At 41.9% G+C, this 24030-nt stretch carries 19 protein-coding genes; 10 read left to right on the forward strand and 9 right to left on the reverse strand.

Annotation, left to right across the window (positions count from 1 at the left end; translation table 11 throughout):
• Nucleotides 1–62 precede the first annotated feature (62 nt).
• The 10 genes from HGG78_RS13790 (at nucleotide 63) to HGG78_RS13835 (ending at nucleotide 11744) form a co-directional block, all read left to right on the forward strand.
• Complete coding sequence (locus HGG78_RS13790; RefSeq protein WP_172533234.1) at nucleotides 63–1256, forward strand: glycosyltransferase; 1194 nt, start codon at nucleotides 63–65, stop codon at nucleotides 1254–1256.
• A gap of 6 nt (nucleotides 1257–1262) precedes the next feature.
• Nucleotides 1263–2465 (forward strand): glycosyltransferase family 4 protein, encoded by a 1203-nt coding sequence (locus HGG78_RS13795; RefSeq protein ID WP_171980504.1) that lies wholly within the window; start codon nucleotides 1263–1265, stop codon nucleotides 2463–2465.
• Nucleotides 2462–3883, forward strand: coding sequence for a lipopolysaccharide biosynthesis protein (locus HGG78_RS13800; protein WP_172533235.1), 1422 nt, complete (start codon nucleotides 2462–2464; stop codon nucleotides 3881–3883). The genes HGG78_RS13795 and HGG78_RS13800 overlap by 4 nt, the downstream gene beginning before the upstream one ends.
• Nucleotides 3884–3896: 13 nt before the next feature.
• A complete protein-coding gene (locus HGG78_RS13805) occupies nucleotides 3897–5270 on the forward strand; it encodes an O-antigen ligase family protein (protein WP_053311490.1) in 1374 nt (457 codons plus the stop codon).
• A 119-nt stretch (nucleotides 5271–5389) separates the two neighbouring features.
• On the forward strand, nucleotides 5390–6100 hold the full coding sequence (locus tag HGG78_RS13810; RefSeq protein ID WP_053311489.1) for an acyltransferase: 711 nt from the start codon (nucleotides 5390–5392) through the stop codon (nucleotides 6098–6100).
• A gap of 11 nt (nucleotides 6101–6111) precedes the next feature.
• On the forward strand, nucleotides 6112–7230 hold the full coding sequence (locus HGG78_RS13815; protein WP_053311488.1) for a glycosyltransferase family protein: 1119 nt from the start codon (nucleotides 6112–6114) through the stop codon (nucleotides 7228–7230).
• Nucleotides 7227–8654, forward strand: a complete 1428-nt coding sequence (locus HGG78_RS13820; protein ID WP_053311487.1) for a GumC family protein — start codon at nucleotides 7227–7229, stop codon at nucleotides 8652–8654. The genes HGG78_RS13815 and HGG78_RS13820 overlap by 4 nt, the downstream gene beginning before the upstream one ends.
• Nucleotides 8655–8807: 153 nt before the next feature.
• The gene (locus HGG78_RS13825) at nucleotides 8808–9908 is read left to right on the forward strand and encodes a glycosyltransferase (RefSeq protein WP_141652891.1); all 1101 of its coding nucleotides are present in this window, start codon (nucleotides 8808–8810) and stop codon (nucleotides 9906–9908) included.
• Nucleotides 9905–11092 carry a glycosyltransferase family 2 protein gene (locus tag HGG78_RS13830; protein WP_172533236.1) on the forward strand — a complete coding sequence of 396 codons (1188 nt, stop codon included), beginning with the start codon at nucleotides 9905–9907 and terminating at the stop codon, nucleotides 11090–11092. Before HGG78_RS13825 ends, HGG78_RS13830 begins: the two co-directional genes overlap by 4 nt.
• A 10-nt stretch (nucleotides 11093–11102) precedes the next feature.
• Nucleotides 11103–11744 carry a sugar transferase gene (locus tag HGG78_RS13835; protein ID WP_053311484.1) on the forward strand — a complete coding sequence of 214 codons (642 nt, stop codon included), beginning with the start codon at nucleotides 11103–11105 and terminating at the stop codon, nucleotides 11742–11744.
• Between the two features lie 60 nt (nucleotides 11745–11804).
• On the opposite strand, the gene HGG78_RS13840 is transcribed toward HGG78_RS13835, so the two are convergent.
• The 9 genes from HGG78_RS13840 to HGG78_RS13875 all read right to left on the reverse strand — a co-directional run bounded on the left by HGG78_RS13840 (nucleotide 11805) and on the right by HGG78_RS13875 (nucleotide 23972).
• Nucleotides 11805–13979, reverse strand: coding sequence for a TonB-dependent receptor (locus tag HGG78_RS13840; RefSeq protein ID WP_172533237.1), 2175 nt, complete (start codon nucleotides 13977–13979; stop codon nucleotides 11805–11807).
• 149 nt (nucleotides 13980–14128) lie between these two features.
• Nucleotides 14129–15436, reverse strand: coding sequence for a lysine N(6)-hydroxylase/L-ornithine N(5)-oxygenase family protein (locus HGG78_RS13845; RefSeq protein ID WP_053311482.1), 1308 nt, complete (start codon nucleotides 15434–15436; stop codon nucleotides 14129–14131).
• A 14-nt stretch (nucleotides 15437–15450) separates the two neighbouring features.
• Nucleotides 15451–17208, reverse strand: a complete 1758-nt coding sequence (locus HGG78_RS13850) for an IucA/IucC family protein (protein ID WP_172533238.1) — start codon at nucleotides 17206–17208, stop codon at nucleotides 15451–15453.
• A complete protein-coding gene (locus HGG78_RS13855) occupies nucleotides 17208–18134 on the reverse strand; it encodes a GNAT family N-acetyltransferase (protein WP_172533239.1) in 927 nt (308 codons plus the stop codon). Before HGG78_RS13855 ends, HGG78_RS13850 begins: the two co-directional genes overlap by 1 nt.
• A complete protein-coding gene (locus HGG78_RS13860) occupies nucleotides 18127–19902 on the reverse strand; it encodes an IucA/IucC family protein (RefSeq protein WP_172533240.1) in 1776 nt (591 codons plus the stop codon). Before HGG78_RS13860 ends, HGG78_RS13855 begins: the two co-directional genes overlap by 8 nt.
• Before the next feature lie 75 nt (nucleotides 19903–19977).
• Nucleotides 19978–20109: a hypothetical protein gene (locus tag HGG78_RS19150; protein ID WP_255091358.1), complete on the reverse strand. Its 132-nt coding sequence runs from the start codon at nucleotides 20107–20109 to the stop codon at nucleotides 19978–19980.
• A 180-nt stretch (nucleotides 20110–20289) separates the two neighbouring features.
• Nucleotides 20290–22281 carry a Fe(3+)-hydroxamate ABC transporter permease FhuB gene (fhuB, locus tag HGG78_RS13865; protein WP_172533241.1) on the reverse strand — a complete coding sequence of 664 codons (1992 nt, stop codon included), beginning with the start codon at nucleotides 22279–22281 and terminating at the stop codon, nucleotides 20290–20292.
• Nucleotides 22282–22288: 7 nt separating this feature from the next.
• Nucleotides 22289–23179 carry an ABC transporter substrate-binding protein gene (locus HGG78_RS13870; RefSeq protein ID WP_338326142.1) on the reverse strand — a complete coding sequence of 297 codons (891 nt, stop codon included), beginning with the start codon at nucleotides 23177–23179 and terminating at the stop codon, nucleotides 22289–22291.
• Between the two features lie 25 nt (nucleotides 23180–23204).
• On the reverse strand, nucleotides 23205–23972 hold the full coding sequence (locus HGG78_RS13875; RefSeq protein ID WP_172533242.1) for an ABC transporter ATP-binding protein: 768 nt from the start codon (nucleotides 23970–23972) through the stop codon (nucleotides 23205–23207).
• Nucleotides 23973–24030: the final 58 nt, after the last annotated feature.

A 24030-nucleotide genomic window follows, 5' to 3' on the forward strand; every position in this document is an offset into this window, starting at 1 on the left:
AAATCATCATTGGCACTCCATTTGCAACCTTTCCATCACCGAAAGAAAAAGGAGATATTCCCATGAAAAACCGTAAACACGTTTTGTTTGTTCATTACGGTGATAATTGGATTCGCGGTAGTGAACAATGTCTGCTTGATTTAGTGACTCATTTGAACCGAACTCAATACACTCCTTATATCTGGACCAATTGCGAAGCATTGCATCATAGAATGCAAATCGATGCGGTGCACAGTGAGTATTCTCCGTTTACTTTACTTCTAGGCTGGAAAGCGCCTCGATTTAGCGTGCTAGGCTGGTATCGCTTAGTAAAGCAAGGTATCGATTATATTAAACGAGCACAAATTGATGTCATTCATGTCAACAGTGGTGCTCCCTGTCAATGGATGAGCCTTGCGGCCAGAATCACTAAAACGCCGATGGTGACACAACTGCATTCAGACTATCCAATGCGCGATCGCCTAACGCTCGGGCTGCATTTTTCGCCACATATTATTGCCGTCAGCAAAGCGATTACTGAGCATTTACGTCGTGATGGATATAAACGTGATCGCCTCTCCGTCATTCATAATGGTATTGATGTTGATCGGCTTAAACATTTTTCTGCGGTTGATTTAAATGAAAAATGGGGGATTGCTGATGATGCTTACGTGTTCATTACCGTTGGTTCTTTAATACATCGTAAAGGGATTGATCGTATATTGTCGGCGATCCGCCATCTGGCATTAGAATATCCCAATACTCATTTATTGGTGATTGGCGAAGGACCTCAACGGCATTCTTTAGAACTCAATGCGGATGAGCTGCATATCAATAATCATGTCCATTTCGTGGGTGAGCAAACTAACGTTCAGGGTTGGCTTCATGCATCAAATGCGTTTGTCAGCGGGGCTCGAAATGAGGCGTTTGGCTTGGTGATTATTGAAGCTGCACTTGCCGAACTACCGATTGTTGCCCCCAGAGTGGGCGGCATACCTGAAATTATTCGCCATAAGCAAACTGGGCTTCTTTATGAAAACTCCTCGATCAAACCTTTAGTCGAAGCAATGCGAGCCGTGATGAAGCATCCTTACCCTGCACGGGCGCTTGGTGTACGCGCAAAACAGAATGTACTTGCCCGCCATACAATCCAACATAATGCGCGAGCGATTGAGTTTGTGTACGAACAGTTATTAGAAGCGCAAAACTTACCAGAGTTTTCTTGGTTAGCGGCATTTCGCCCAGTGAAAACTTACATAACAAAGCACTTTGCTTAGGAGGGGATGATGAACTCTCACCCAACTCATTGTATTATTTTTGACCCCATCGCCTTTAAAGGCGGGTCAAAAATCGCGACCAGAGAAGCGTTATCTTTATGTGACCACACCACCACGCGCTTTACCGTGATCACATCCAGTTTAGAGTCATGGCAAGACGTTGGATTTAGCGACAAGCAAACGGTCGATTTTATTTCATTACCTTCATTTCGTTTTATTGCCAAAGCGACTTCTGGGTTTGCATTTTGGTTTAAGCAATGCATTTATAGTCTTTATCTGTTGTTCCTTTTATTGAAGCTTAGTCGGGTTTCAATAGCAATTGGAGCATCTGGTCCGGGTATTGATATGCCTCTTTATCTTCTAAGACCAATCTTTCGCTTTAAACTATTGCAGTTTATCCACGGCCCTGTCGCTTGCTCACGATCAATTGGTTATTGCTTAACTCAAGCAAACTCTGTCTTTTATCTACCGTCCACTCAACGCAGTTTAATCAATGCCCTTTGCCGTTATTACCAAACTCAATACACTTATCTTGATGCTAGTTTAATTGCACAATTTGTCTGTCAAAGCCGCCAGTTTACTCCTTTTGTTAATGGTATCACTCAAGATAAATGGCCATCGCCTTGCCAATATGAAACTCCAGTGGTGTTTTGGTGTGCTTCACTACTCAAATGGAAAGGGTTAGACCTATTGTCTGAGTCACTCTCCGAGATAAACGAGATTCAATCTTGTCGCGCAAATATCTGCTTTATTCGCCCGCAAGATATCTCGCTCCCTTGCAGTATCGCACCACAAAAACTAGCTCTAGCTCAGTGGTACGAAGACCCGAAAAATCTGGATGATATACGTCGACAAAGCAATATATTCGTATCAACTAGCCACCATGAGCCGTTTGGCTTGTCGATATTAGAAGCATTAGCAGCGGGTATGTGTGTCCTCATCCCACAAGATGGGGCGTATTGGGATAACGTTTTAACTCATGATCTGAATTGTATTAAGTATCAACCTAATAATAGCAACAGTCTAAGCGAAGCAATTTTATATGCCAGCGCTGAACGATTAGTCGTCGCAAGAATTGGTACTAAAGCTGCGCAATTTGCACACCAATATCATGCTGAAAGTACATATTGGGCTATTGGTTATGCTATTAATCATCATAACAAGAGACTACCTTCTACGGCTCCTATGTCGCTAAGGAGTTCATTGTGATTCTGTCGCAACCAATGAAAAACATGGGTATTTATGCCTTAAGTCTATTTCTCAGTAAGGGTGTCTCTTTATTCATGCTGCCTTTAATTACCTACTACTTAACGGTTGACCAAGTCGGAAAGCTCGAGCTTCTGGCTACCATCAGCGCATGTTTCGGCATTATGGCAGGTTTAGCCTTACATGAATGTCTATACCGATTTGCCGGAGTAAAAAAAACACAGCATCAACGATGGATAAAAGCAAGCGAGTTGTTCACCTTTGCATTGATATTGGGCACATTGATTGCTATAGGCTTTTGGCTAGTTTTTCAATTCATTCGTTTCTCCACTTCCGTGAGTTTACCTTTTACAGTACAAGAGCAAAGCTTGATTTTATTGGTTGTTGGATTAGAAGGCGCCATTGCGATCAGTACCGCTTGGTTAAGGATGATCGACAAACCAATGTTGTTTTTTAAAATCAGTATTACAACAACGGGTATGCAAGTATGTGGCATTATGGCGGTATTACATCTATTTCCGACGGTTATAGGTATCCTAACGGTAGGCGCTGTAGCAAGCGTTGTTCAGTTATTATTGCTTCAACACCACAATCACTTTGATTGGCAGTGGCCTGCACGACCTAAAGTGTATCTAGGTTATGCACTTCCTCTAGCTCTATCAGGCTTAATTGCTTTTGGATTGAGTGGCTCAGAGCGTTGGATCATCGCCTTTTCAAGCTCACTAGAGCAGTTGGCTCATTACGCTATTGCCATCAAACTTTCCTTAGCAATGTGTATACTGGTTCAACCTTTTGGTATGTGGTGGATGCCCAAACGCTTCACTACCTTGGAGCAAAAAGGCCCACAACAAGCGGTAAAATACACACAATATGGCATGGTTTATATTGCGTTACTCACAGTCACTATCGCATTTGCTGGGCAAGTCATTATCCTTTTTTCCTTACCATTAGAATATGCCGATGCAGCCAAAATGTTGATTGGTACCTTAGCCGTTGCATTTTTTAAAGAGCAAAGTGAGCTGTTTAATCTGGGTTTACTTCATCATAAAAAAACACATTGGTTATTCGCAATTAACCTTACCGCTACCACTGCCGGTTTAACCCTGTGTGGGTTTTGGGCTACTATTGGGATTAGCGGAATACTGATTGCTCTGATCATTGCTCAAGGCTTTCGTTGCTTATTGGTTATCTATTTCAGCCATCAATTACAGCCTATCCCCTATGCTTACAAAAGCTCTATCGCATTGATGCTCTGCGTTGGTTTTTGCTTGATCATCGCATGGCATGCTGAATTTCTCTGGATGTTAATCGTGGGGTCTATTCTCGCACCAATTATGATATTGCTAATGGCACTGATAACACGTCTTGTCATTTTGCCTAGTGCTTGGTTTCATCCTTCATTCAAACTCAGCAGCCGATAGTAAGGAAGCCAGTATGGAGATAAATAAAGTCAGCCGTATTTCAACAATTATTATGGTTAGCTCGCTTTGCTTAGGGATCGCCCTACTTTGGTTATATATTCCTAACCCAGCAGTTCCTATTGCCATTTCCTTACTGCCGTTTGCTATTTTGTTCGTAATTAACCAGACTTTCTGGTTAGTAACCTTATTTGTGGTGTTTTCTTTCTTTCGCTTGCATGAAGCGTTTCCCATTTTATTTGCACTAAAAATCCCACTCCTTCTTTCACTTGGCGCGTTATCAGCCCTACTTTGGCACACCTTAATAAGCCGAGACTTAAAAGTCTATTGGCACCACTCATTAACTTTCTTAACGATATTCTGGGTATTGGTTATCATCGGTATTGCATTTGCCTCGAATCGTGGAGAAGCTCTGGCGAATTTTAAAAGTATTTATTGGAAGATCATTGTTATGACACTTGCCATCGTTTGGCTGGTGAACACTTCACAGAACCTAGGACGAATTTCACTGTTAATTACGTTATCTGGCATGTTGATTGCCATGGTGGCGATCAGCAATTCTATTAATCAAATAGGGCTAGTGGAAGGAACTCGTGTCACCATTGGCCGTGAATTAGGCTCTATGCTGGGAGATCCTAATGATCTAGCACTAGTGCTGATGTTTCCATTGGCTTTTTCCATTAGTTTAACAACGACTCAAGGTATTCATGGTTTCGTTCGTTTTATTGGTCTTGTTGCCACCGTTTTATTAATAGCAGCAGTGATTGCAACCCAAAGCCGCGGAGGATTACTCGGCGCTTTAGCAGTGATTGGTATTTATGCCTTTAAATTAATTCGATCCAAAGTGCTTTTGCTTAGTATCGGCGCTGTTGGCGCTTTGGTGATGTACTATGCGGCAGGTATTTCAGATCGAGCTTCCGGCGGCGCTGCTGAGGCTGGAATTGATGCTTCGGCAATGGGCCGTTTATATGCATGGGAAGCTGCGTTTAAAATGGCATTAGATAGACCTTTGACTGGCGTTGGTTTAAACAATTTTTACTCAAACTATTTTTTTTACAGCCCACATTGGGATGGCTTGAATCATGCTGTACATAGCACCTGGTTTGGCGTACTGGCTGAAACCGGTTTTCTTGGACTGGCGGTTTTTATCCTATTTATCATTTCGCTTATTGTAACCGCCCGCAGAACACTAAAACACCTTGACCATCATCAATCTGTCGTTGCACCAAACCTCATCGCGGCCGCCAACGCCGTCTATGCTGGTTTAATGGGGACCATTGTCTCTGGAACCTTTTTAACCCAAGGTTTTAACTGGCCCATTTACATTTTGGCCGCACTCACAGTTGCTGTTTCCTATATCGCTCAAAACGATTGTCAAAATGAGAATTAATCAGTTGATTATTTCAATTGATAACTATCCATTTGATTTTTAATACATTATTTTATGGCACATAACATGAACTATTAAAAGAAAAAGACTTCGTTATTTTTCAAAATAGGACATTGTTTATGCTGGCATCTAGAGTTCATCAATTCAAAATTTGGTTGCAATATCACCCAAATACTTCATTGCGTTCTATTTTCTTTTTATTGAAAAAGATGCGCTCGTTTGAAATCCCATTCCCGCAAATATGGAATAAAGCGTTGTACTTCTTTCTAACGCTGATCCGCACATTTATTAGCAATTTGTCTCGCTTATTGTTTTATACCCCAGCATTTAGAGGTAGAACATCTCAAAGTGGGCAACGCTTGTATTTGTATGGCGGGCTCCCTTTTATTAGTGGTCCTTTACACATTCAACTCGGCGACGACTGTCGTATCTCTGGGCAGACTACATTTAGCGGGCGCACTGCTTCACAAAACCCACAACTATTGGTTGGGAATAATGTTGATATCGGTTGGCAAACCACAATTGCGGTGGGTAATAAAGTTGTAATTAGCGACAACGTTCGAATAGCCGGTAAAGGATTTCTATGTGGTTATTCTGGCCATCCACTGGATGCGAAACGTCGCGCTTTAGGTGAAGCCGATGATCTCAACCAAGTCGGTGACATTATTTTAGAAAAGGATGTCTGGTTGGGTACCAATGTCACCGTAAAAAGTGGTGTCACCATAGGTCAAGGCAGTGTCATCGCCGCTGGCAGTGTTGTAACAAAAAGTATTCCGCCTTTTGTTATTGCCGCAGGAAATCCTGCGCAAGTGATAAAAACCCTCAAGTAAGGAGACATCGTATGCGTGATCTAATTGTATTTGGTGAAGATTGGGGTGGCCTACCCTCAAGTACTCAACACTTGGTTGGTCGTTTGGCACAAGATCGTCAAGTGGTATGGGTTAACTCGATTGGCTTACGTCAACCAGCGCTTACATGGCGGGATTCAACGCGCGCTGTGCAAAAAATACTAGGTAAAGCTAAAACTGGCTATAACCACTCAGCTAAACAAACTGAGTTAAATTCAATCAAAGTCGTTAATTTACGCACAATACCAGCGCCAAAAAGTGCGATAGCACGCCGTATTGCAAGGGATGTCATGCTACACCAACTGCATCCTATCCTAGAAAAAATGTCGCTTAGCTCGCCGATTTTATGGAGCTCGTTACCAACCGCTGCCGATCTTTGCGGGCATTTGAATGAATCGGCGGTGGTGTATTATTGTGGGGATGACTTTTCTGCCTTAGCGGGGGTTGATCATCGTGTGGTTACAATGCATGAACGATGCCTTGCTGAAAAAGCGAATTTAATTTTCGCCGCCAGTGAAAATATCAAAGCTAAATTTCCAGCGTGTAAAACACAACTTCTTCCTCATGGCGTTGATACTCAGCTTTTTTCAACTCCGTCACCACGTGCTAGCGACCTACCGAACAATGGCAAGCCTATCGCAGGTTTTTATGGCAGCTTATCTCAATGGCTTGATTACGATTTAATTCATCACATTGCGTGCAACTTACCCAACTGGGAATTTGTGTTCATCGGTCCTATAGAATTATCGTCGTGCCAATTACCTAAGTTACCTAACGTGCATTACCTTGGCCCTAAAGCGCATTATTTACTGCCTAGTTACAGCCAACACTGGAATGTAAGCTTACTGCCCTTCAAAGCAAACCAGCAGATCCAAGCCTGTAGTCCGTTAAAGTTAATGGAGTACTTAGCTGCAGGCAGTGCGATTGTCACAACTGATTTTCCGGCATTGAAGCCATACCGTAAGCACGTAAATATTGCTCAAAATAGTGAAGAAATGGTCAGTATGCTGCATCTTGCTTGCCAGCAACCAAAACTTCCCCGAGATATCGTGACTCAAGAGAGTTGGGATAGCCGCAGTCAATTCGTCAATTGGATGTTGGAGCTATTATGAATCAACTAAAATTACGTCTATTGGTGATTCTTTGCGGGGCATGGCGCAGACGCTATTTAATTGCACTGCCAATGCTTATTTTACCTGTAGTTGGCTTACTCGTCTCCTACCTCACTCCGCTAAAATACCAATCACATACTAGTATGTTGATCCAAGAAACCGCCAAAATGAATCCTTTTTTGGAAGATATCGCAGTATCAACCATGCTCAATGATCGCATGAGCGCACTCAGCACTCTCTTGAAGAGTCGCCATGTTCTATTTTCAGTTGCTCAGGAGCTTGAATTGGTCAATGACACGATGTCGGGTAGCGAGATAGAAAGAGCCATCAACAAATTATCCAACAACCTTTCAATCAGCATGCTTGGCAAAGATTTTATTAAAATTGAGTTACAAGGTTCATCCCCTAAAGGCATGAAAGAGACGTTGCAAGCCGTGAGCGAACATTTTATTGACCAATTACTTGCACCTGAACGCTCATCAATTCGAGACTCAAGCGATTTTTTAACCATGCATATTGAAAAACGTAGGGCTGAGTTGGATGTTGCAGAAAATGCGCTCGCTATTTATAACAACCAAAACTCATCCGTTTCACCGGAAATGCAAACGCAAAGTTTAAATCGGCTTGCGGCTTTAAAACAATCATTGTCAGAAAAGGAGGCTGAGTTATCCGGCGTTAAAAAAGGACTAGGTAGCTTGGATGAACAGCTTTCAAAAACCAATCCGGTGATCGGTAAAATTGAAGATAAAATAATTCAAATACGCAGTGATTTAGCATTGCTTCAATCAAAATACACCGACTCTCATAGTTTGGTGCAAGCTAAAAAACGCGAATTATCGCGTTTAGAGTTAGAAAGAACGACCATACTCGGACAAGGGCACCCTAACTTGAATAGTGACCAGCTATGGGATATAGCCAGTAGTAATACATTGTCTGATTTAAATGAAGTTCAGCCATTACTCGTCACTCAACTGCAAGGCCTACAAAATGCACGTAGCCGTTATGAAGCGTTAAATGAGGAAACAAAAAGCTTACGCCAAATCATTTTCGAATTAGAGAACAAAGCTAATAACTTTGGTGACAATGCCAAAGAATTATACCGTTTAAAACGCGATGTACAGATTAAGCGTCAGTTGTACGATGAGTTACTACAGCGCTATGAAATGGCGCAACTAACCGGTTCTCTTGGTGTGTTTGAACAAAACAAACGGGTGAAAATCATCGATTTACCTTATACACCAAGCACACCATCCAATCTGCCTAGCATTTTGTTTGTGATAGCAGGCTTTATTGCTGGGATTGCATTAGGCTGTGGGCTTGCCACAGTAAGTGAATTGTTTGATACCAGCATTCGTCGTCGTGATGAATTGGAAAACCTCACCAAATCTCCCGTTCTTACCGTTATACCGAAAGTCTCTCTTTGATTTTGCAAATCTAACGTTCAATTCGATTCTCAGATTGGAATTGAACGTTAGCCTCAACAAAAAAACCACCTAATGCATTGAAAAACAATGCCATTTTTATTGGCATGCTTCATGCCTTATTTACTTTAAACCTAGTCGTTAAAGGATGACATGATGAACAACCAGCAACCTTACCGTCGTAATGTTATACATGTAGTTCAGCATCTTGCTCCTGGTGGGCTTGAAAGCTTAACGCTCGATTTATTGAATTTTGCAAACCCACAGACCAATACTCTCATCCTCAGTTTAGAAGGAAATAAAGAAGCAGCGATTAAGAACTGGCCGAAGCTTGAAGCCTTTAGCGACCGGTTATTATTTCTGGATAAAAAAAACGGTGTACACCTAGCTATGATTCCAGTCCTAGTTAATCTGTTTCGCTTTCTTAGAGTTGATGTGGTGCATACTCATCATATTGGTCCATTAATTTATGCGGGTATTGCAGCCAAAATAGCAAAAGTTCAGGTTCGAATTCATACCGAACATGATGTTTGGCATTTAGAGAATAAAAAACATTTCAACTTACAAAAATGGGTATTGAAGGCTGTCAAACCAATTCTTGTTGGGGACGCAAGTTATGTTGCTGACACATTAAGACAACGCTTTCATTATGCAAACACCATTACCGTTAAAAATGGTATCGACTGCGAAAAATTTAACTTAGGTTCAAAAAAACAAGCACGCAAACAACTTGGCTTAGATGCAGACACCACCTTTATTGGTTGTGCTGGTCGCCTAGAAACAGTGAAAGGCCATGATTTAGCAATAAAATCATTAGCACTACTGCCGGATTCTGTTCACTTAGTCATTGCGGGGCAAGGTTCACAAAGGGATAAATTGCAAGCTCTAGCTAAACGTTGCGCTGTCACCTCTCGCGTTCATTTTCTTGGTTTAGTTGAAGACATGCCTATTTTTTATCAAGCCATCGACCTATTTTGTATGCCGTCACGCTGCGAAGGTTTTCCTCTTTCACCATTAGAGGCTCAGGCATGCGGAACATCCGCCGTGCTGACCAATGTCGGCGCATCACGCGAAACGCTTTGCCCATTGTCTGGATTTATTGTCAAACCAAATCGAGTATTGGATCTCGCCATAGGCTTGAAGCAAGCTTTAGACTACCCCATATGCTTTAACCCAAGAACGTTTGTGCTCGCTCACAGCGATATTCGGCAAATGGTGAATTCGTATGAATCTTTAGCTACGGAGGCGTTAGCATGATGGAACTTATCTTAATTGTTGTATGTATAACCTGTGGCGGTTTGATTATTTATCATCATGTTGGATATCCCTTGTTTCTCAAGTGGTACTCCAAAAGCCATCCAATCAAAACCGTCCCCAAAACACTAAGAGGTTACCGTCAAGCGCAAAATGACTCTTTACGCCCAAGTGTGACCGTTGTGGTCCCTGCCTTTAATGAATCTCGCTGGATTGCTGAAAAAATTCGCAATCTCGCAGCTCTTGACTATCCCAAAAGCCAGCTGACCGTCATTATTGCCTGTGATGGTTGTACAGATGATACTGTAGAAATAGCAGAACAAACCATACAAGAAGCTATTTGTAGTGATACCTATTTTGAGGTCCACAGCTATACGCTTAACCGCGGAAAAGTGGCGTTACTGAATGATGAAATGACGTATGTTCAATCTGAGATCACGGCTTTTAGTGATGTTAGTGCTTTAATCTCATTGGATGCTTTGCTCATTGCTGAGCAGCACTTTATGAATCCAGATGTAGGTGTCGTGAATGCTCAATATCAGTTACTTGATCAAACCAACCAAGGTGAAACAAATTACTGGCGTTATCAAGGACAAGTCAAACTGAATGAAGCTTCACTAGGATCCACCCTTGGGGCTCATGGTGCGCTTTATCTCTTTCGAACCGCTTTATTCGAACCTTTATCTGAAAATACGATCAATGATGATTTTGTACTGCCTATGGAAATCATTCGTAAAGGATATCTCGCGCATTACGAACCCAATATGGTGGCCCTCGAACTTGAGCCAACCCAACAAGAGAGTGATTTCAAACGACGTTTACGTATTTCTGCCGGTAACATGCAACAAATGATTCACTTATTTGAATTGTTTAGCCCACGATATAAAGGTGTTGCTTTTGCCTTCTTTTCAGGGAAAGGATTGCGTTTAGCAACCCCATACTTGATGCTGATTTGCTTCAGTTGCTCACTTGTACTCATGCATAATTTTTTATTCATGATTCTGTTATTACTACAAATATTTGCCTATAGCCTAGGGGCATTAGGCGTGCTATTCCCACGACTATTTAGCTACAAAATTTGCCAATTAGTGACATATATCGTTGCGGGCCATTATGCCAATTTTATCGGTGGGCTACGCTACCTACTTGGGTTGGAAAATGGCCGTTGGGCTCGAGTCAATCGTTAAGGAGATGATGATGAAAACTCGCAAACTTACTCGCTTATCCGTTTATGCAACCAAGCGCGGCTTTGATTTTATCGGTGCTGCACTTGGTCTGCTATTACTACTACCCATTTTACCGTTTATTGCATTAGCGATTAAAACCACATCATCAGGACCTGTTTTATATCGCCAATTGCGAGTGGGTAAATCAACCCCTGAAAAAATGGCGTTCTTTGAAATCATCAAATTTCGTACCATGTATGAAGATGCTGAAACCCGCTCTGGCGCTGTGTGGGCAACCGAAAATGATCCTCGTATTACACCTGTTGGTCGTTTTTTGAGAAAAACTCGTTTGGATGAAATTCCACAACTATTTAATGTATTAAAAGGCGAAATGTCTTTGATCGGACCACGCCCAGAAAGACCCGGTTTCTATCAAAAACTCGAGCAAGCCATTCCCTATTTTGCAGATCGAACTTATGGAGTATTACCTGGAATTACTGGCCTTGCCCAAGTTAATCAAGGTTACGATACCTGCATCGATGACGTTCGACGCAAAGTCGGTTTTGACCATAGTTATGCGTTATCCATGAATTCATTAGGTGGATGGCTGAGTATGGATTTAAGTATCCTCACTAAAACCTTGATAGTGATGATCGACGGTAGAGGACGTTAAGCAATAAAAAGGTGCGAGAACCGCACCTTTTTTATTACATATAGTTAAAGGAGTGAATTATCAATACTTCACTTGATAATTCAAGGTGAAGGTACGGCCACGACCTTTATAGTCATAAGCCTCTGCCGCGTAATGAGACGAGTACACATTTTGTGCACGCTGACCCCAAATCGTGGTGTATTCTTTATTCAATAAATTTGAAATGCCGAAACCTAAACTACCCACAGGTAATTGGTAACTTCCGACAAAATCAAATGTGGTGTAACCATTCAAGGTATTATCGTCTGCATCCGTGTAATCGAACATGGTTTGACTTTGCAGTTTAAGAGCGAAATCTGACTCATACCAACCAATCCACGAACCGGCTTTCGAAGTACTTGCAGAACCAATAGAGATGTCTTTCCACTCATTATCAATTTTCTTTTCTGATTTCACGTAATGACCGTACCCCCCCACTTGAACAGCGTCTGTTAACCAATAAGAAAGCATCGCTTCCAAACCATATACACGGTTTTTATCTTCGATTTCCTTAATCAGTAATGAGTTTTTATCGTAGGTTATTGATTTATCAGATTCTGAGTAATACGCAGCGGTTTGTAGCGAAAGCGCCTCTTTGTCTAGTCGGTAACCTACTTCAAAGCTGTTAGTTTTTATACCAGACAGTTTAGAATCGTTGACGTTAATGCTCTTGTTCAATGTATAGTGACCGTCAGCATCAGGGGTGTTACTGTAATCACCTTGGCCATACCATTTAGCAGGATCGGCTAAATCAAAACCTTGCGAGAAGTTTGCCCATAGCTGTGATTCATGGTTAAGCTTATAGAGTGTCCCTAGATTGAAGAGCCCAATGGTGTAATCCGTTTCGCCACCTGGTACCGCATCAGCTGAAGTGCCATTTCCGGCTGCAATCGCTTTTTGCTGTTTAGCACCAACAAAATCACCAATCTCATTGTTCATGTATTGGTAACGGTAACCACCTTGCAATGACCAATCATCCGTTAAAGCATAATCCCCCTGCACAAATGCAGCGATAGAGGTCACATCCGTATTAGCATAGCGCCCTACTGTCGCATAAGTACGGTTGATCAATTGACCACTGGCATTTGCCACTACGGGGTCAAACAATGCTTGATTTGACGTAAATTGATCGACATAAGCATCCACACCATAAACCAATTGGAAACGCTCAAAGTTTTTCGATAGCGCTGCTTTGAGTGAGATTACATCCGTCGTTTGTTGCGATGCACTTTGATAATACGGTGTAAAAGTGAGATCTTCTTTGCGATACGAAAATTCAGCCAACAGTTGATGACTGAAGAATGCTGTGTTGCTATATACAACACCAAGCATAATGCGTTCAGTACCTTGTTGGCGATCAGATTCAAAACCGTCACGCACTTCAATATCATTTTTACTTTTAATGTATAAACCATAAGGTGAGTCTTGCTGATTATCATAATATTGAGCAAGTAGGTTAAGTTGTTTAGTTTCTGAGATCTGTATCCCCATGGTTAACAACGTATCAACAAGCGTATTGAACTGAAGCGAGCCTTGCGAAATATCTGGCGTAACAATCGTGCCATCAGCATCGTAGAAACCTTGTGTCTCTCCGTATACGACTGAAGCTCGCGCTTGAAGACGGTCATTGCCGCCTGAAATCGACTGTGCCATTTTATAATCAAAATCATCACTCGTGTTAAAACCAGAACGACCACTAACGTAGCTTTCAAACTCTAATTCTTCACTCTGTGACTTTTTGGTGATGATGTTAATAACACCACCCGTAGCTCCAGCTCCATAGATTGAGGTCGAACCCGATAATACTTCAATGCGATCAATATTAAATGGGTCAATGGCATCAAGGTTGCGACTAATTTGACGTGAAGATTGTAAGGTCACCCCATCAATCATTACCAACATCGCACGACCACGTAAATTTTGACCGTAGTTTGTACGTCCTTCTGTCGCGACATCCAATGAAGGTACGGCTATCGCTAATATTTCACCTAGGCTTTTACCACCACGATACTCGCGTTCAATGGTTTCAGAATCAACATACCAAACCGTTCCTGGAATCTCACTGATGGCTTTTGGCGCACGGCTGGAAACGACAACCATTTTGTCTTGTGTAGATTTGATTTCTTCAGCCACTGATGCTGTTGGTACAAATGCCATTGCAGACACAACTGCTGCTGCAATAGACGTTAATGTAAATATCCTTTTTTGAGCTTTCATTTTATCTTTCTCTGTTACTTCATATAGTTGCAATTATCGGAATTGATAATAATACTCATTTGCCACTTCATTACCATATAAAATGAAAAAACAATGTGAATTTATAATGATATGGCAGGCGGCATTTTCGAAAATATTCAACAAGTTGATTATTCTACAAGCTCAGCGATACGACTTTCACTGACCCACTCAATCATTCCTCGTCCTGTGTCTAAATCAAAAACAGTTTTCTGGCAAAGTTGATTGATGATCCTAGCACTACGCCACGCCATTAAACTCAACTGCGGCTCAGAAATACCATGTGTATGCATTCCTGCATTGACCGCAAAGATCTTATTGCGAGCACTTCCCTTCCACTGAAGTTCGAAGTTCTCACTCAGTTGATAACGTCCCTGCTTATCTAGCTCCAACATCGGCAAGATAGTGTCTAAACAGGTTGGATATGGCGCACTAAACCCCGTGGCCAAAATAATAATATCGGCTTGATGAACTTCGTTTTGTTGACTGAGGGCATTAAATGCTGCCGCCTCAAATCCATTTTTAGTTTGATTAAGTTGGTTCAAACTTCGATGTGGCAATAACCTCACCCATTTATCTTGTTTCAATACATCAAAGCGATGATATAACTCACGATAAATATCCAAAATAGCCGCTTGAGTGATCCCATCAGATGTCAGCTTTTGTGCTGCAATTTCCGTTTTCTTTACCTTTGGCGATAGACCAACAAACGCATCAACATATTCTGGTGTAAAGAACTCATTGGTGAATGCTGCTTCATCTAAAGGTTGAAAATTAGAACGACGAGATAGCCAATCAAGTGAGCGAGGTTGCCCCCATTTAGCACGTAATGCATTAATAAAAATGTCTGCGCCACTTTGCCCTCCACCAACAATTAGCACCCGCTTGTCGGTAAAGTCTCGCTCTCTTAACCCCATTTCAGCAGCATGAAATACTCGTTCACCGATATGTGGTTTAGCACAGTTAGGCATGTAAGGTACTTTTCCGGTACCTATACATAAATTTTTAGCGAAATAACGGCCATGTGTAGCATGGATTTCAAATTCATTGCCCGTATGTTCAATGTGTTCGATTTTACTTGAGAACTGAACATTTGGTAGTTGATGTGCTGCCCAAGCGAGGTAATCTGAAAATTCATGGCGACTGATACAGCCCAATTCTGCCGATAAAAATCGATAGAATTTCTTATTTTTAACTAAGTAGGATAAGAATGAATAAGGGCTTTCAGGGCAAACCGCACTGACTAAATCTTTTAAAAACATGGTTTGCATATGAGTATTATCGAGCAACAAGCCTGGGTGCCAGCAAAAGGATTCAGCACGTTCAAAAAATTGGGCATTCACGCTCGGGTTTTGCATCAATAGCGCGGCAACACTCAAGTTAAATGGACCAACACCAATACCGGCGATGTCCAACATTTGATTCGAGGAATTATTCATCGTATTTTTCCTTATTATTGAGTCACTAGATAAAGTGGATTATCTAACTGGTCGTCCATATCAGGCAGCATGCGTGATACGCTGCCGTCAGTGCTGTGCCGAAATTTCGCAAGGTTTAAACCGATGCGTAAAATTCGAGGTTTAAAGAGATCGAGGCGAGTAAAACGTTCATTCAGATCAGGGTTTTCAGCCATATACCGTTGAATCGATTGTCCAAGCAAAGAATAAAAAGTGGCTTCATTAACACCGAGGCGTATCATCAAAGGTGAAATAAACCGTAGTACGGTAACAAAATGGCCTGTTTGTAAATCATGGATAATCAAGGAGTCCGGTAATTTAACCGTCACCTCTTTCACTTCCTTAGGTAACAATGATTGCTCAGGTAATTCTCTATCAATCAAGCGCATATCACCTTGGAAATCTTTAAGTAAAATACGTTTAGGCACATGCTTTTCAAGCACTAAGGTGATGTTTTGACCGTGAGCAATTAAAGATACGCCATACTTGACTAACAAGTGATAAAACGGAATCACCACCACATCAAAGAGTTGGCTTAACCACGCTAGAGAAGACAAGCCTGAAGCTTGAATATACTCAGCAACCAATGGATTCCCTTTGTTATCGCATTCCATTAATGCCGCCATTAATATCGATTTTTCATGACGTGCTAGTTTTGAGTGGGCCGATTCGCGCCAAATTACGCCCAACAATTCATGATAACGATAGGGGGCTTTAGCCAATTGCTGATAATCCTGCTGAGCAACAAATGCTGCCGCAGGTTCTTGTAGTACTTGTGCCTGTTTATCCAGCAGTATCGGGTCAGTTTGAAACACGTGATCAATCCATTCAGACGCCAGTGGACCAGCCAAAATATAGCGCCCAGGAATACCGCGATAGCACGAAGTATTCATAATAGTCAGTGGCAATTTTATGTCATAACCATTCGGGCGAGTGACATTACTTAAGGTACGTAAGGAAAGCTGAGGTAAAAATTCATCACCATACTCTCCTAAATAAATGATCGTTTTTTGCGCCAATTCACGTACAAAAAGCAGTGATAGTTTTTTATGCCATTGCCAAGGATGAACAGGAACAAGTGTGTACTGTTCTGGGTCAACGTTATAACTGAAAATTTGTTGCTTGATGCCTTTCAGGTCATCACTACTCATCGCTGAAAGTACCAAGTCTTGCCAGTCTAGATTTTTTCCTATGGCTTGCTCGACATTTGAACGTTCAATCGCCACCCAACACAATTGGAATGCCTTTTGTGCCTCTGGTGCATAACACTGAAGATCATCACTTCCCCAACCTCTTCGCCCTTTATTAAAGGCAAATTTGGGATGCCCATTAAATAGGCTTTGTTGCTGTTCACAAGACATGCTGGCAAGTTCGTTAGCCGTTAGCCCTTGCTTTAGTAAGGCTAACTTACAATCTCCTAGCAATGTAGCATTGAGATCTTCAAAATGTTCAGCCAACACCTCATCGTTAATCTCTAATTGTGTTTGGATATCCAACATGAATGTTGAAGCAAGAATGTCGGAAAAATGACCATCCTCTTCTCGTTTCAATGTTGTCGAGTCAAATACAACTTGCCCCCAAATATTCGCCTGACCACATCCAGAATATATAACGCCACTTTCTAGCGAAAGCGAAAAACCGTCAGGTATGGTTTTAAGTTCAAATGCTTGTTCATAAGCTAATTCACTCATTAGCTTTGCGACCATTTTTCTATTCGCATCTTGCCAGTAGAGATGTAAAGCCTGTTGTTCCATTACCATTGTCCTTTAAAAAATTCGCTGCGAGTTTGCATCAACAGAGCCGAGCGTTTATGCGGGAAGTTAAACTCGAAACATTTTCGATAACCGACCTGCTCTATTCGGTTAAACAAACGGTGATTGTCTGACCTTGGTTCTAATACAATGCGTTGTGTCCTGTTATCATCAATAAATAGGTAATGAGTAATAGCTTTCATCCATGCATCAAAAAATCGTGGACCACGGAATTGCTCTTCACCGACTAATAAGTGAATACCCCGGTCGTAAGGTTGAACATCGTAATAAGAGCTTAAACGATCTTCAGCTACCCAATACGCCTCAACATAACCAAATGGTTGTCCATCAAATTCACCAATTAATGGGATGATGTGGGGGTCATTCAGCTGTTCAACAGCAAACTCCGCTAACTTCTCTTGGCTCCACGCTTGCTCCCAGAAATGTGCTACTCGAGGGTCATTCATCCAACGGGCAAAGCGAAGCAGATCTTTCTCGATATCAAATACTCGAAAAGAAACGTTCGTTTGGGCGTCATAGTCAAAACGTTCATACACTATTCCACTTGGCATAGGTGGCCTTTGGGGATGATGACGATATTGAACATGAGTTTGAACTTCGTTGAACGGAAATTGACTTGAAGTTAAATGTTTATGCCAATGCAAAGGCAATTGATAGAAACACGCTCGGCTCAGGATATAAGCCTTAAAAATGGGCAGTTTCACTGCTATTTGTTGCCAAACTAAAGCGTTACCCGGGAAAAATTGAACTTCATCAATACCGCGATCTTGGCTAAAAAGCCGATCGAGATCGCTAAATAACTGGACTAAAACATCACAATGTTCGAGATCGGAAAGCGAAAGTGTCAAATTCAGTTCAACGGGTTTCTCTGCTGCTTGTTTAACGGTAAAAGTGGCAAAACTAGACATGAGAATACTCTTTAATGCTGATTAAGGGATTAGGCAAATCGAAATAAATCACCGCAGGATCTGGAATAGAGTTTTCATTGAAGTTCTGCAAATAGCAGTAAAAATTACCCTTGCAGCATAATGTGTCGCTGTCTAGTACGTAATCTAAACATGCTGAATCTCGTATTTCACTAAAGTGCAATGCTTCAAGATGTTGGCGTAGAACGCGTAGTAGCCCTTGTTCCGATATATCACAGTGAGAAGCAATCGAACTGATGACATTAAAGGTGGAATTAATCACCAAATAATAAGCGAAGTAACGACGCACTTTTTCTTGATTCCAATAGTTTTCCACATCGTTTTTGCTTTCACTTAACTGCTGAGAAAAGCGCTCAAAGGCGAGATCGGTATATCCCGTACCTTGGCAATCTCGGTAATACATACCAACTGGAAATCCATTGTCCATTTGCAATACTATGTTTTGTTGATGCGCTAAAAACACCACACCAAAATTAGCCTGTAAAGCAAATAGTGGTACCACTACATGGCGGCAGTAAGCGCTAAACCAATCAAGTGCAACATCTTTTACCAAGCTGTTGTTTTCATTAGCGATAGAATGAATTCTTGCAGCACTTAACGACGCACTAGACCATGGGTTTTGTTGAGTTAAGGTTGCTAACACCACCGCTTCTTGATCTATTTGAGATTGCAGCGGGTTATCACGAAAAACCACCAAACTTTCGTCGATCACATCTCCTTTCTGATCAATCAAACCAACAAAAGCAGGCTCTTGCATTACTTGAAAGCCACGTCCTTTACCTTGTGTGCCACTCAGATCAGTATCATGGAAAAGTTGGTTGAGGCGCGTCCCCCGAACCACTTCTTTTAGTGATAAATTTCGAATTGAATTGGTTAATTTTACGCTTAAAGAAAATTTCAACATATAAGGCATTGAAGGGCTGTATAGCGAGCGAGTGGACGAGGTTGGGTACCATGTCGCACCAAATTCACCGAAATCTTCGATTAAGCCTTGTTCGAGATACTGAATAATATCACGATGTTTTTTGAACCATTGCCACTGCCATGGGTGAACAGGAAAGAGTAAATAGCCTTCGGGTATCTCCCCCACGACCATTTTAGCCAGCATGGTATCGGCCTCTAAAAACTCTTCAAGTCGTTGCTGCACAGTAAGCTCTGCGGAACTGCCTGAAATGGTAATACTTGGGTGAACAGCTAACCAACGTAGTGCAAACTGCCCTCCAAACTCTGGTGAATAAAGCGCAGCATCATCTGCGGTGAACTGTTCACGACTTTTCGGTGCAGGATGGACAGAATGTCCGACTAATAATCCTTGTTCGGCCTGTTGAAAATTTAACGCATCATTAAACAGTGACTGTCCATAAGGATTTTTTAAAATGGCTTGATGGGTATTAGTACTGCTTTCTAGTACACGGGTTATAAAAATGTCACTTTGTTCAGCGGTTAATAAGCCAACCAGTGAAGGCTCATGCATAATCGCGTTCAAGACTGAGGTGAAATCAAGGGGAGTATTATTTTCTCCTAATGCATAAGCGGGAAAATGATATTGATGTAAACCTAAAGATGAGACATAGCGTAGCGGAATATAAATAGCGGATTGTTCTGATCGTGGTATGCAGTAAAATGACTTATCTCCTTCAATAACAATCGAAATCGAGTCGCACTCTCTAGCAAGTGCATTTAAGAAACAAGCAGCAGCGACATCATTGATGATCGGCTGTTGTTGCTCTGGGTAAGGTATGTTTTCCATAATGCGTCTTTGTGTTTTTATTGTTAACACAAATGCTAATCATTCTTATTTGCATAATCAACCTATTTTTTATATTTACTGGTACAATGAAACACTTTTTATTTCTAACACTTGTGCAATACCAATCACCGTAAATAAGTACTCAAAAATAGCGTAGAAAAAATGCTTGCTAACAAAGCGGGATTTTTCGATAACTACTTGTTCCACAATCAAAAATTCTAACGCCGTTATCGAGAGTTTTAACAAGCTAGCGAGTATGAGCGGTTCTTTACTGCGATTGGTATAATACGTTCGGTTTGTGCTTCACATATATTTAACCGTTTGTTACGTCGATAAAAACAACTTCAATAGTCTGCTTTTATATGTTGGTAAATTATAGCTCATCGGCTATTTGCGCATTAAATACAAAAAATATGCTCCACCAAAAACAGAGGCTAAAAGCCCTGCTGGAAATTGCCATGGGAACCACAAGGTTCTCCCTGTCCAATCGGCGATGACCATAATCAACGCCCCTAAAAAACTAGCCACGATTACCTGTTTTAGCGCACTATATTGGCCTAGGGAACGTGCCATATGCGGCGCTAATAAACCAATAAAACTTAATGGGCCAATCACGATGGTGCAAACGGTTGTTAATAAGGCGACCATCAATAATAGAACCTGCCTAACCCACCGAACATTCAGTCCAATACTGCTGGCTGTTACACTGCTTAAGCCAATGATATCGAGCCAACGATGAGTACACACCACACCACACCCTATCACCAAAACAGCACATGCAACGATCCAGATATCGATCGTTGTGACTAAATATGTCGAACCAGATAACCAAGTTAGTAAGCCTTGCACATTATCTTGACCTGAAGCTAAGGAGATCCGAAGTACGGCATCGAGCCCAGCGCTGAGGGCAATGCCAGAAAGTAGCATATGCGTCGGTGAAAATTGATGTTTTCTGGCTAGCAACCAGATGATAGCAGTGACACTCAATGCCCCAACAGTACCTAGCAGCATTTGCTGATGGCGTTCAATAGCCACTCCCGATAATGCCCCAATAACCAAAGCAAGGGCAGCTCCAGAACTAATGCCTAAAATTTCTGGGCTCGCCATTGGGTTAGTGGTAACACGTTGAATAATAGTACCAGCTATGGCAAGACCCATTCCTGCAAACAGCGCGACAAATACTCTCGGCCATCGTAATGCGATGATATTAGCATCGATACTTATGTACCATCCCGTTTGACCTTGCCCAACAAAAAGACTCAACAGTACCAATATCACGAGTATTAATGTTAAGAAAAGAACGCTTTTGGAGAATGAAATGTGACGATACGTTTGGATAACGACTTCACGAGCTTTTAGATCTGACTTAAATATTTGGCGCTGTAGCAACAAAAGCAAAAATGGCGCACCAAGTAACGCTGTCATCGCACCTGTCGGTAGTAATTCCCCCCCTACACCTGACAAAGGTTGCACAATCAAATCAGCCAGTAGCAGCATGGCAGAACCAATAATTCCACTGCTAAGCAGTTGCACGGGCAGTTTTCGCGCACCGAACATACGTGCAATTGCTGGCGCAACAATACCGATAAAACCGATCAAGCCAACTTCACTGACAATAGCAGCAGTAATAAAAATGGCTAAAACTAAGCATGCCACTTTGACCTGTTTTACCTTCACTCCCAAAGAAGCTGATACTGAATCTCCGAGCTGTAGCGAAGCCAAAGGTCGTTGCAGCAGCAAGAGTAATGCAACTGGCACACTGATCATTGGTAATAAAAAAATGACACTTCGCCAGCCATTTTGGTTTAACGCCCCGGCTCCCCATACAAAGACGCTAGTGAGTTTCTGTTCGTTCAATAACAAAAGCATGGTGTTTAATGAACCAAAGAACAAACTGATCACCATCCCTGCAAGCACCATATGGATAGGTGCAAAACCTCTTTTTGCGGAAAGTAAAAATACTAATAACGTTGCGAAACAGCCACCAAAAAATGCCGGAATAAATCCGGAGATAGAAAACGAACTGGGAAGAAATAAAATCCCCAACACCATTCCTAATTCAGCACCAGAGGCGACCCCTAGTGTGGTTGGCGATGCAATAGGGTTTCGCAACACATATTGCATTACCGAGCCTGCAACCGCTAGTCCGAAACCACACAACACTGCCATTGCCAATCGCGGCAAATAGGTTAAGTTGACGATCAAATGTTGATAATTGTTGGCATCATAATGAAATAAGGTTTGCCACAATAGTGGCAAGCCTTGGTGATAAGGTATGCTCAGCTGCAATAACGACGCAATAAGTCCAAAACAAAATATGGCGCAAAGTAGCCATTTTGAGTGACGATAATTTACGGCTAGCGATAGTGATGGAGACATATTCACTTCACAGTGCAACAAGTTTAGTAATCTGGTCACTAAAACGCTGTGCAGAGATCAACCCACCAAAGGTCCAAATTGGCGGAAGCTCATACACCAAACCTTGACGACTAAAAACCATCGTTTGAAATAGTGCCGATTGCTCTAACACACTGCGTTCTTCTGGTTGTAGTGGGCCAAAAAGTAAGACACGTGCGACTTGATGTTCTGCCAGCTTTTCGATGCCTGCGGTGGTAAAACCCCACATATTAGTAGTATCGCGCCATGAATTAACTAGGCCCATCTGTTGTAAAACATCTTGAGATAAAGACCCATTACCGTGAATACGTACAGTTTTCTCGTTAAGAAATCGAACAAACAGTAAAGGTCGATCGGAATTTTTGTACTGACGCATGTACTGACCATTGAGCTCTAACTTCGCATTTGTTTGAGCAATCACCGCTTCAGCTTGAACGGATTTATTGAATAATTCACCCAATTGTTTCGTGATAGCTTTGGCATTTTCCAACGGTGTTTTTTTAGGGCTATAAATGCTGTATACCAAGGTTGGTGCAATCATATTCAGTTGCGGGTAGGCGTGACTCATCGCTTGGCTTATAAGGATAACGTCAGGTTTTAGCTGTGTTAGTAGTTCTAAATTTGGCTCTCGACGTGAACCGACATCAGCGACGCTATCACTTAATCTTGGTTCACTTACCCAAGTTTGGTAGCCTTTTACATCAGCAACTCCTACAGGGTTAACGCCTAAACTTAATACGGTTTCCGTTAATGCCCAATCGAGTGTGGCGATTGTTTTTGGTCGATGTTCAAAGGTTGTTGAGCCCAATTCATGCTCGACGGTAATGGCTTGTACCGTGGTGGTCAGCAGCAAACTCAACAACAAAAAATACGATTTCACAATTTGATCCTTTTAGCATTATTGATTAGGGGATGTAACTGATTGGCTGGCCAGTTTGAGGATGATGAAACAGTGCTAACTCCATGCCGTAGATAGATTGGAGTACTTTCGGTTTCATTAAATCTTTGGGTGCGCCTTGAGCAATTACTCTCCCTGAATGAAGTGCGACCAGTTGATCACTAAATTTAGCGGCCATATTCACATCATGCAGTACCATAATCACGGTTATACCAACTGATTGATTGAGCTCACGTACCAAGGTGAGCAGCTCATGCTGATGGGCAACGTCTAATGCCGATGTCGGTTCATCTAATAAAATGCATTCGCTCTGCTGGGCTAGCAACATTGCTACCCAAGCTCGTTGACGCTCACCACCCGATAAAGTGGCCACATAACGACTTGAAAACGCGTTTAGCCCAACTCGCTCTATTGCTTGATCAACAATGTGATAATCTTGCGCAGAGTAGCGACCGAATGCTCCTTTCCACGGATAACGTCCGAAGCAAACCAATTCTCGTACCGTCACCCCATCAGTAATGGGTGGATGTTGCGGTAAATAAGCCACATTAAGTGCAAAATCGGAGGCACTGTACCGTTCCACACCCTTACCTCTTAGCAAAATGTGTCCCTGACTAGGAAAGTTTTGACGGCTAAGTAACTTCATTAATGTGGATTTTCCACATCCGTTGTGGCCAAGCAATGTCGTTACTTTACCCTTGTGCAAGGTCAGTGTGGTTGGGTGGAGTATGCGTTTGCCATCAATTTCAAACGCCGCATCGATAAGTTGATACATGCTAAAACATCATTCTTCACGATAAAGTCAATAGCATGTGAAGATATCACAACTTAAT

It is taken from the genome of Vibrio aestuarianus, assembly GCF_012395185.1.
GTDB lineage: Bacteria > Pseudomonadota > Gammaproteobacteria > Enterobacterales > Vibrionaceae > Vibrio > Vibrio aestuarianus.

Bases quoted from the DNA above. Each gene is read 5' to 3' on its own strand.
- HGG78_RS13855 (WP_172533239.1), bottom strand. From the start codon at position 18,134: ATGTCTAGTTTTGCCACTTTTACCGTTAAACAAGCAGCAGAGAAACCC.
- HGG78_RS13845 (WP_053311482.1), bottom strand. From the start codon at position 15,436: ATGAATAATTCCTCGAATCAAATGTTGGACATCGCCGGTATTGGTGTT.
- HGG78_RS13830 (WP_172533236.1), top strand. From the start codon at position 9,905: ATGATGGAACTTATCTTAATTGTTGTATGTATAACCTGTGGCGGTTTG.
- HGG78_RS13820 (WP_053311487.1), top strand. From the start codon at position 7,227: ATGAATCAACTAAAATTACGTCTATTGGTGATTCTTTGCGGGGCATGG.
- HGG78_RS13810 (WP_053311489.1), top strand. From the start codon at position 5,390: ATGCTGGCATCTAGAGTTCATCAATTCAAAATTTGGTTGCAATATCAC.
- HGG78_RS13790 (WP_172533234.1), top strand. From the start codon at position 63: ATGAAAAACCGTAAACACGTTTTGTTTGTTCATTACGGTGATAATTGG.
- HGG78_RS13795 (WP_171980504.1), top strand. From the start codon at position 1,263: ATGATGAACTCTCACCCAACTCATTGTATTATTTTTGACCCCATCGCC.
- HGG78_RS13840 (WP_172533237.1), bottom strand. From the start codon at position 13,979: ATGAAAGCTCAAAAAAGGATATTTACATTAACGTCTATTGCAGCAGCA.
- HGG78_RS13875 (WP_172533242.1), bottom strand. From the start codon at position 23,972: ATGTATCAACTTATCGATGCGGCGTTTGAAATTGATGGCAAACGCATA.
- HGG78_RS13860 (WP_172533240.1), bottom strand. From the start codon at position 19,902: ATGGAAAACATACCTTACCCAGAGCAACAACAGCCGATCATCAATGAT.
- fhuB (WP_172533241.1), bottom strand. From the start codon at position 22,281: ATGTCTCCATCACTATCGCTAGCCGTAAATTATCGTCACTCAAAATGG.
- HGG78_RS13835 (WP_053311484.1), top strand. From the start codon at position 11,103: ATGAAAACTCGCAAACTTACTCGCTTATCCGTTTATGCAACCAAGCGC.
- HGG78_RS13825 (WP_141652891.1), top strand. From the start codon at position 8,808: ATGAACAACCAGCAACCTTACCGTCGTAATGTTATACATGTAGTTCAG.
- HGG78_RS13815 (WP_053311488.1), top strand. From the start codon at position 6,112: ATGCGTGATCTAATTGTATTTGGTGAAGATTGGGGTGGCCTACCCTCA.
- HGG78_RS13850 (WP_172533238.1), bottom strand. From the start codon at position 17,208: ATGGAACAACAGGCTTTACATCTCTACTGGCAAGATGCGAATAGAAAA.
- HGG78_RS13805 (WP_053311490.1), top strand. From the start codon at position 3,897: ATGGAGATAAATAAAGTCAGCCGTATTTCAACAATTATTATGGTTAGC.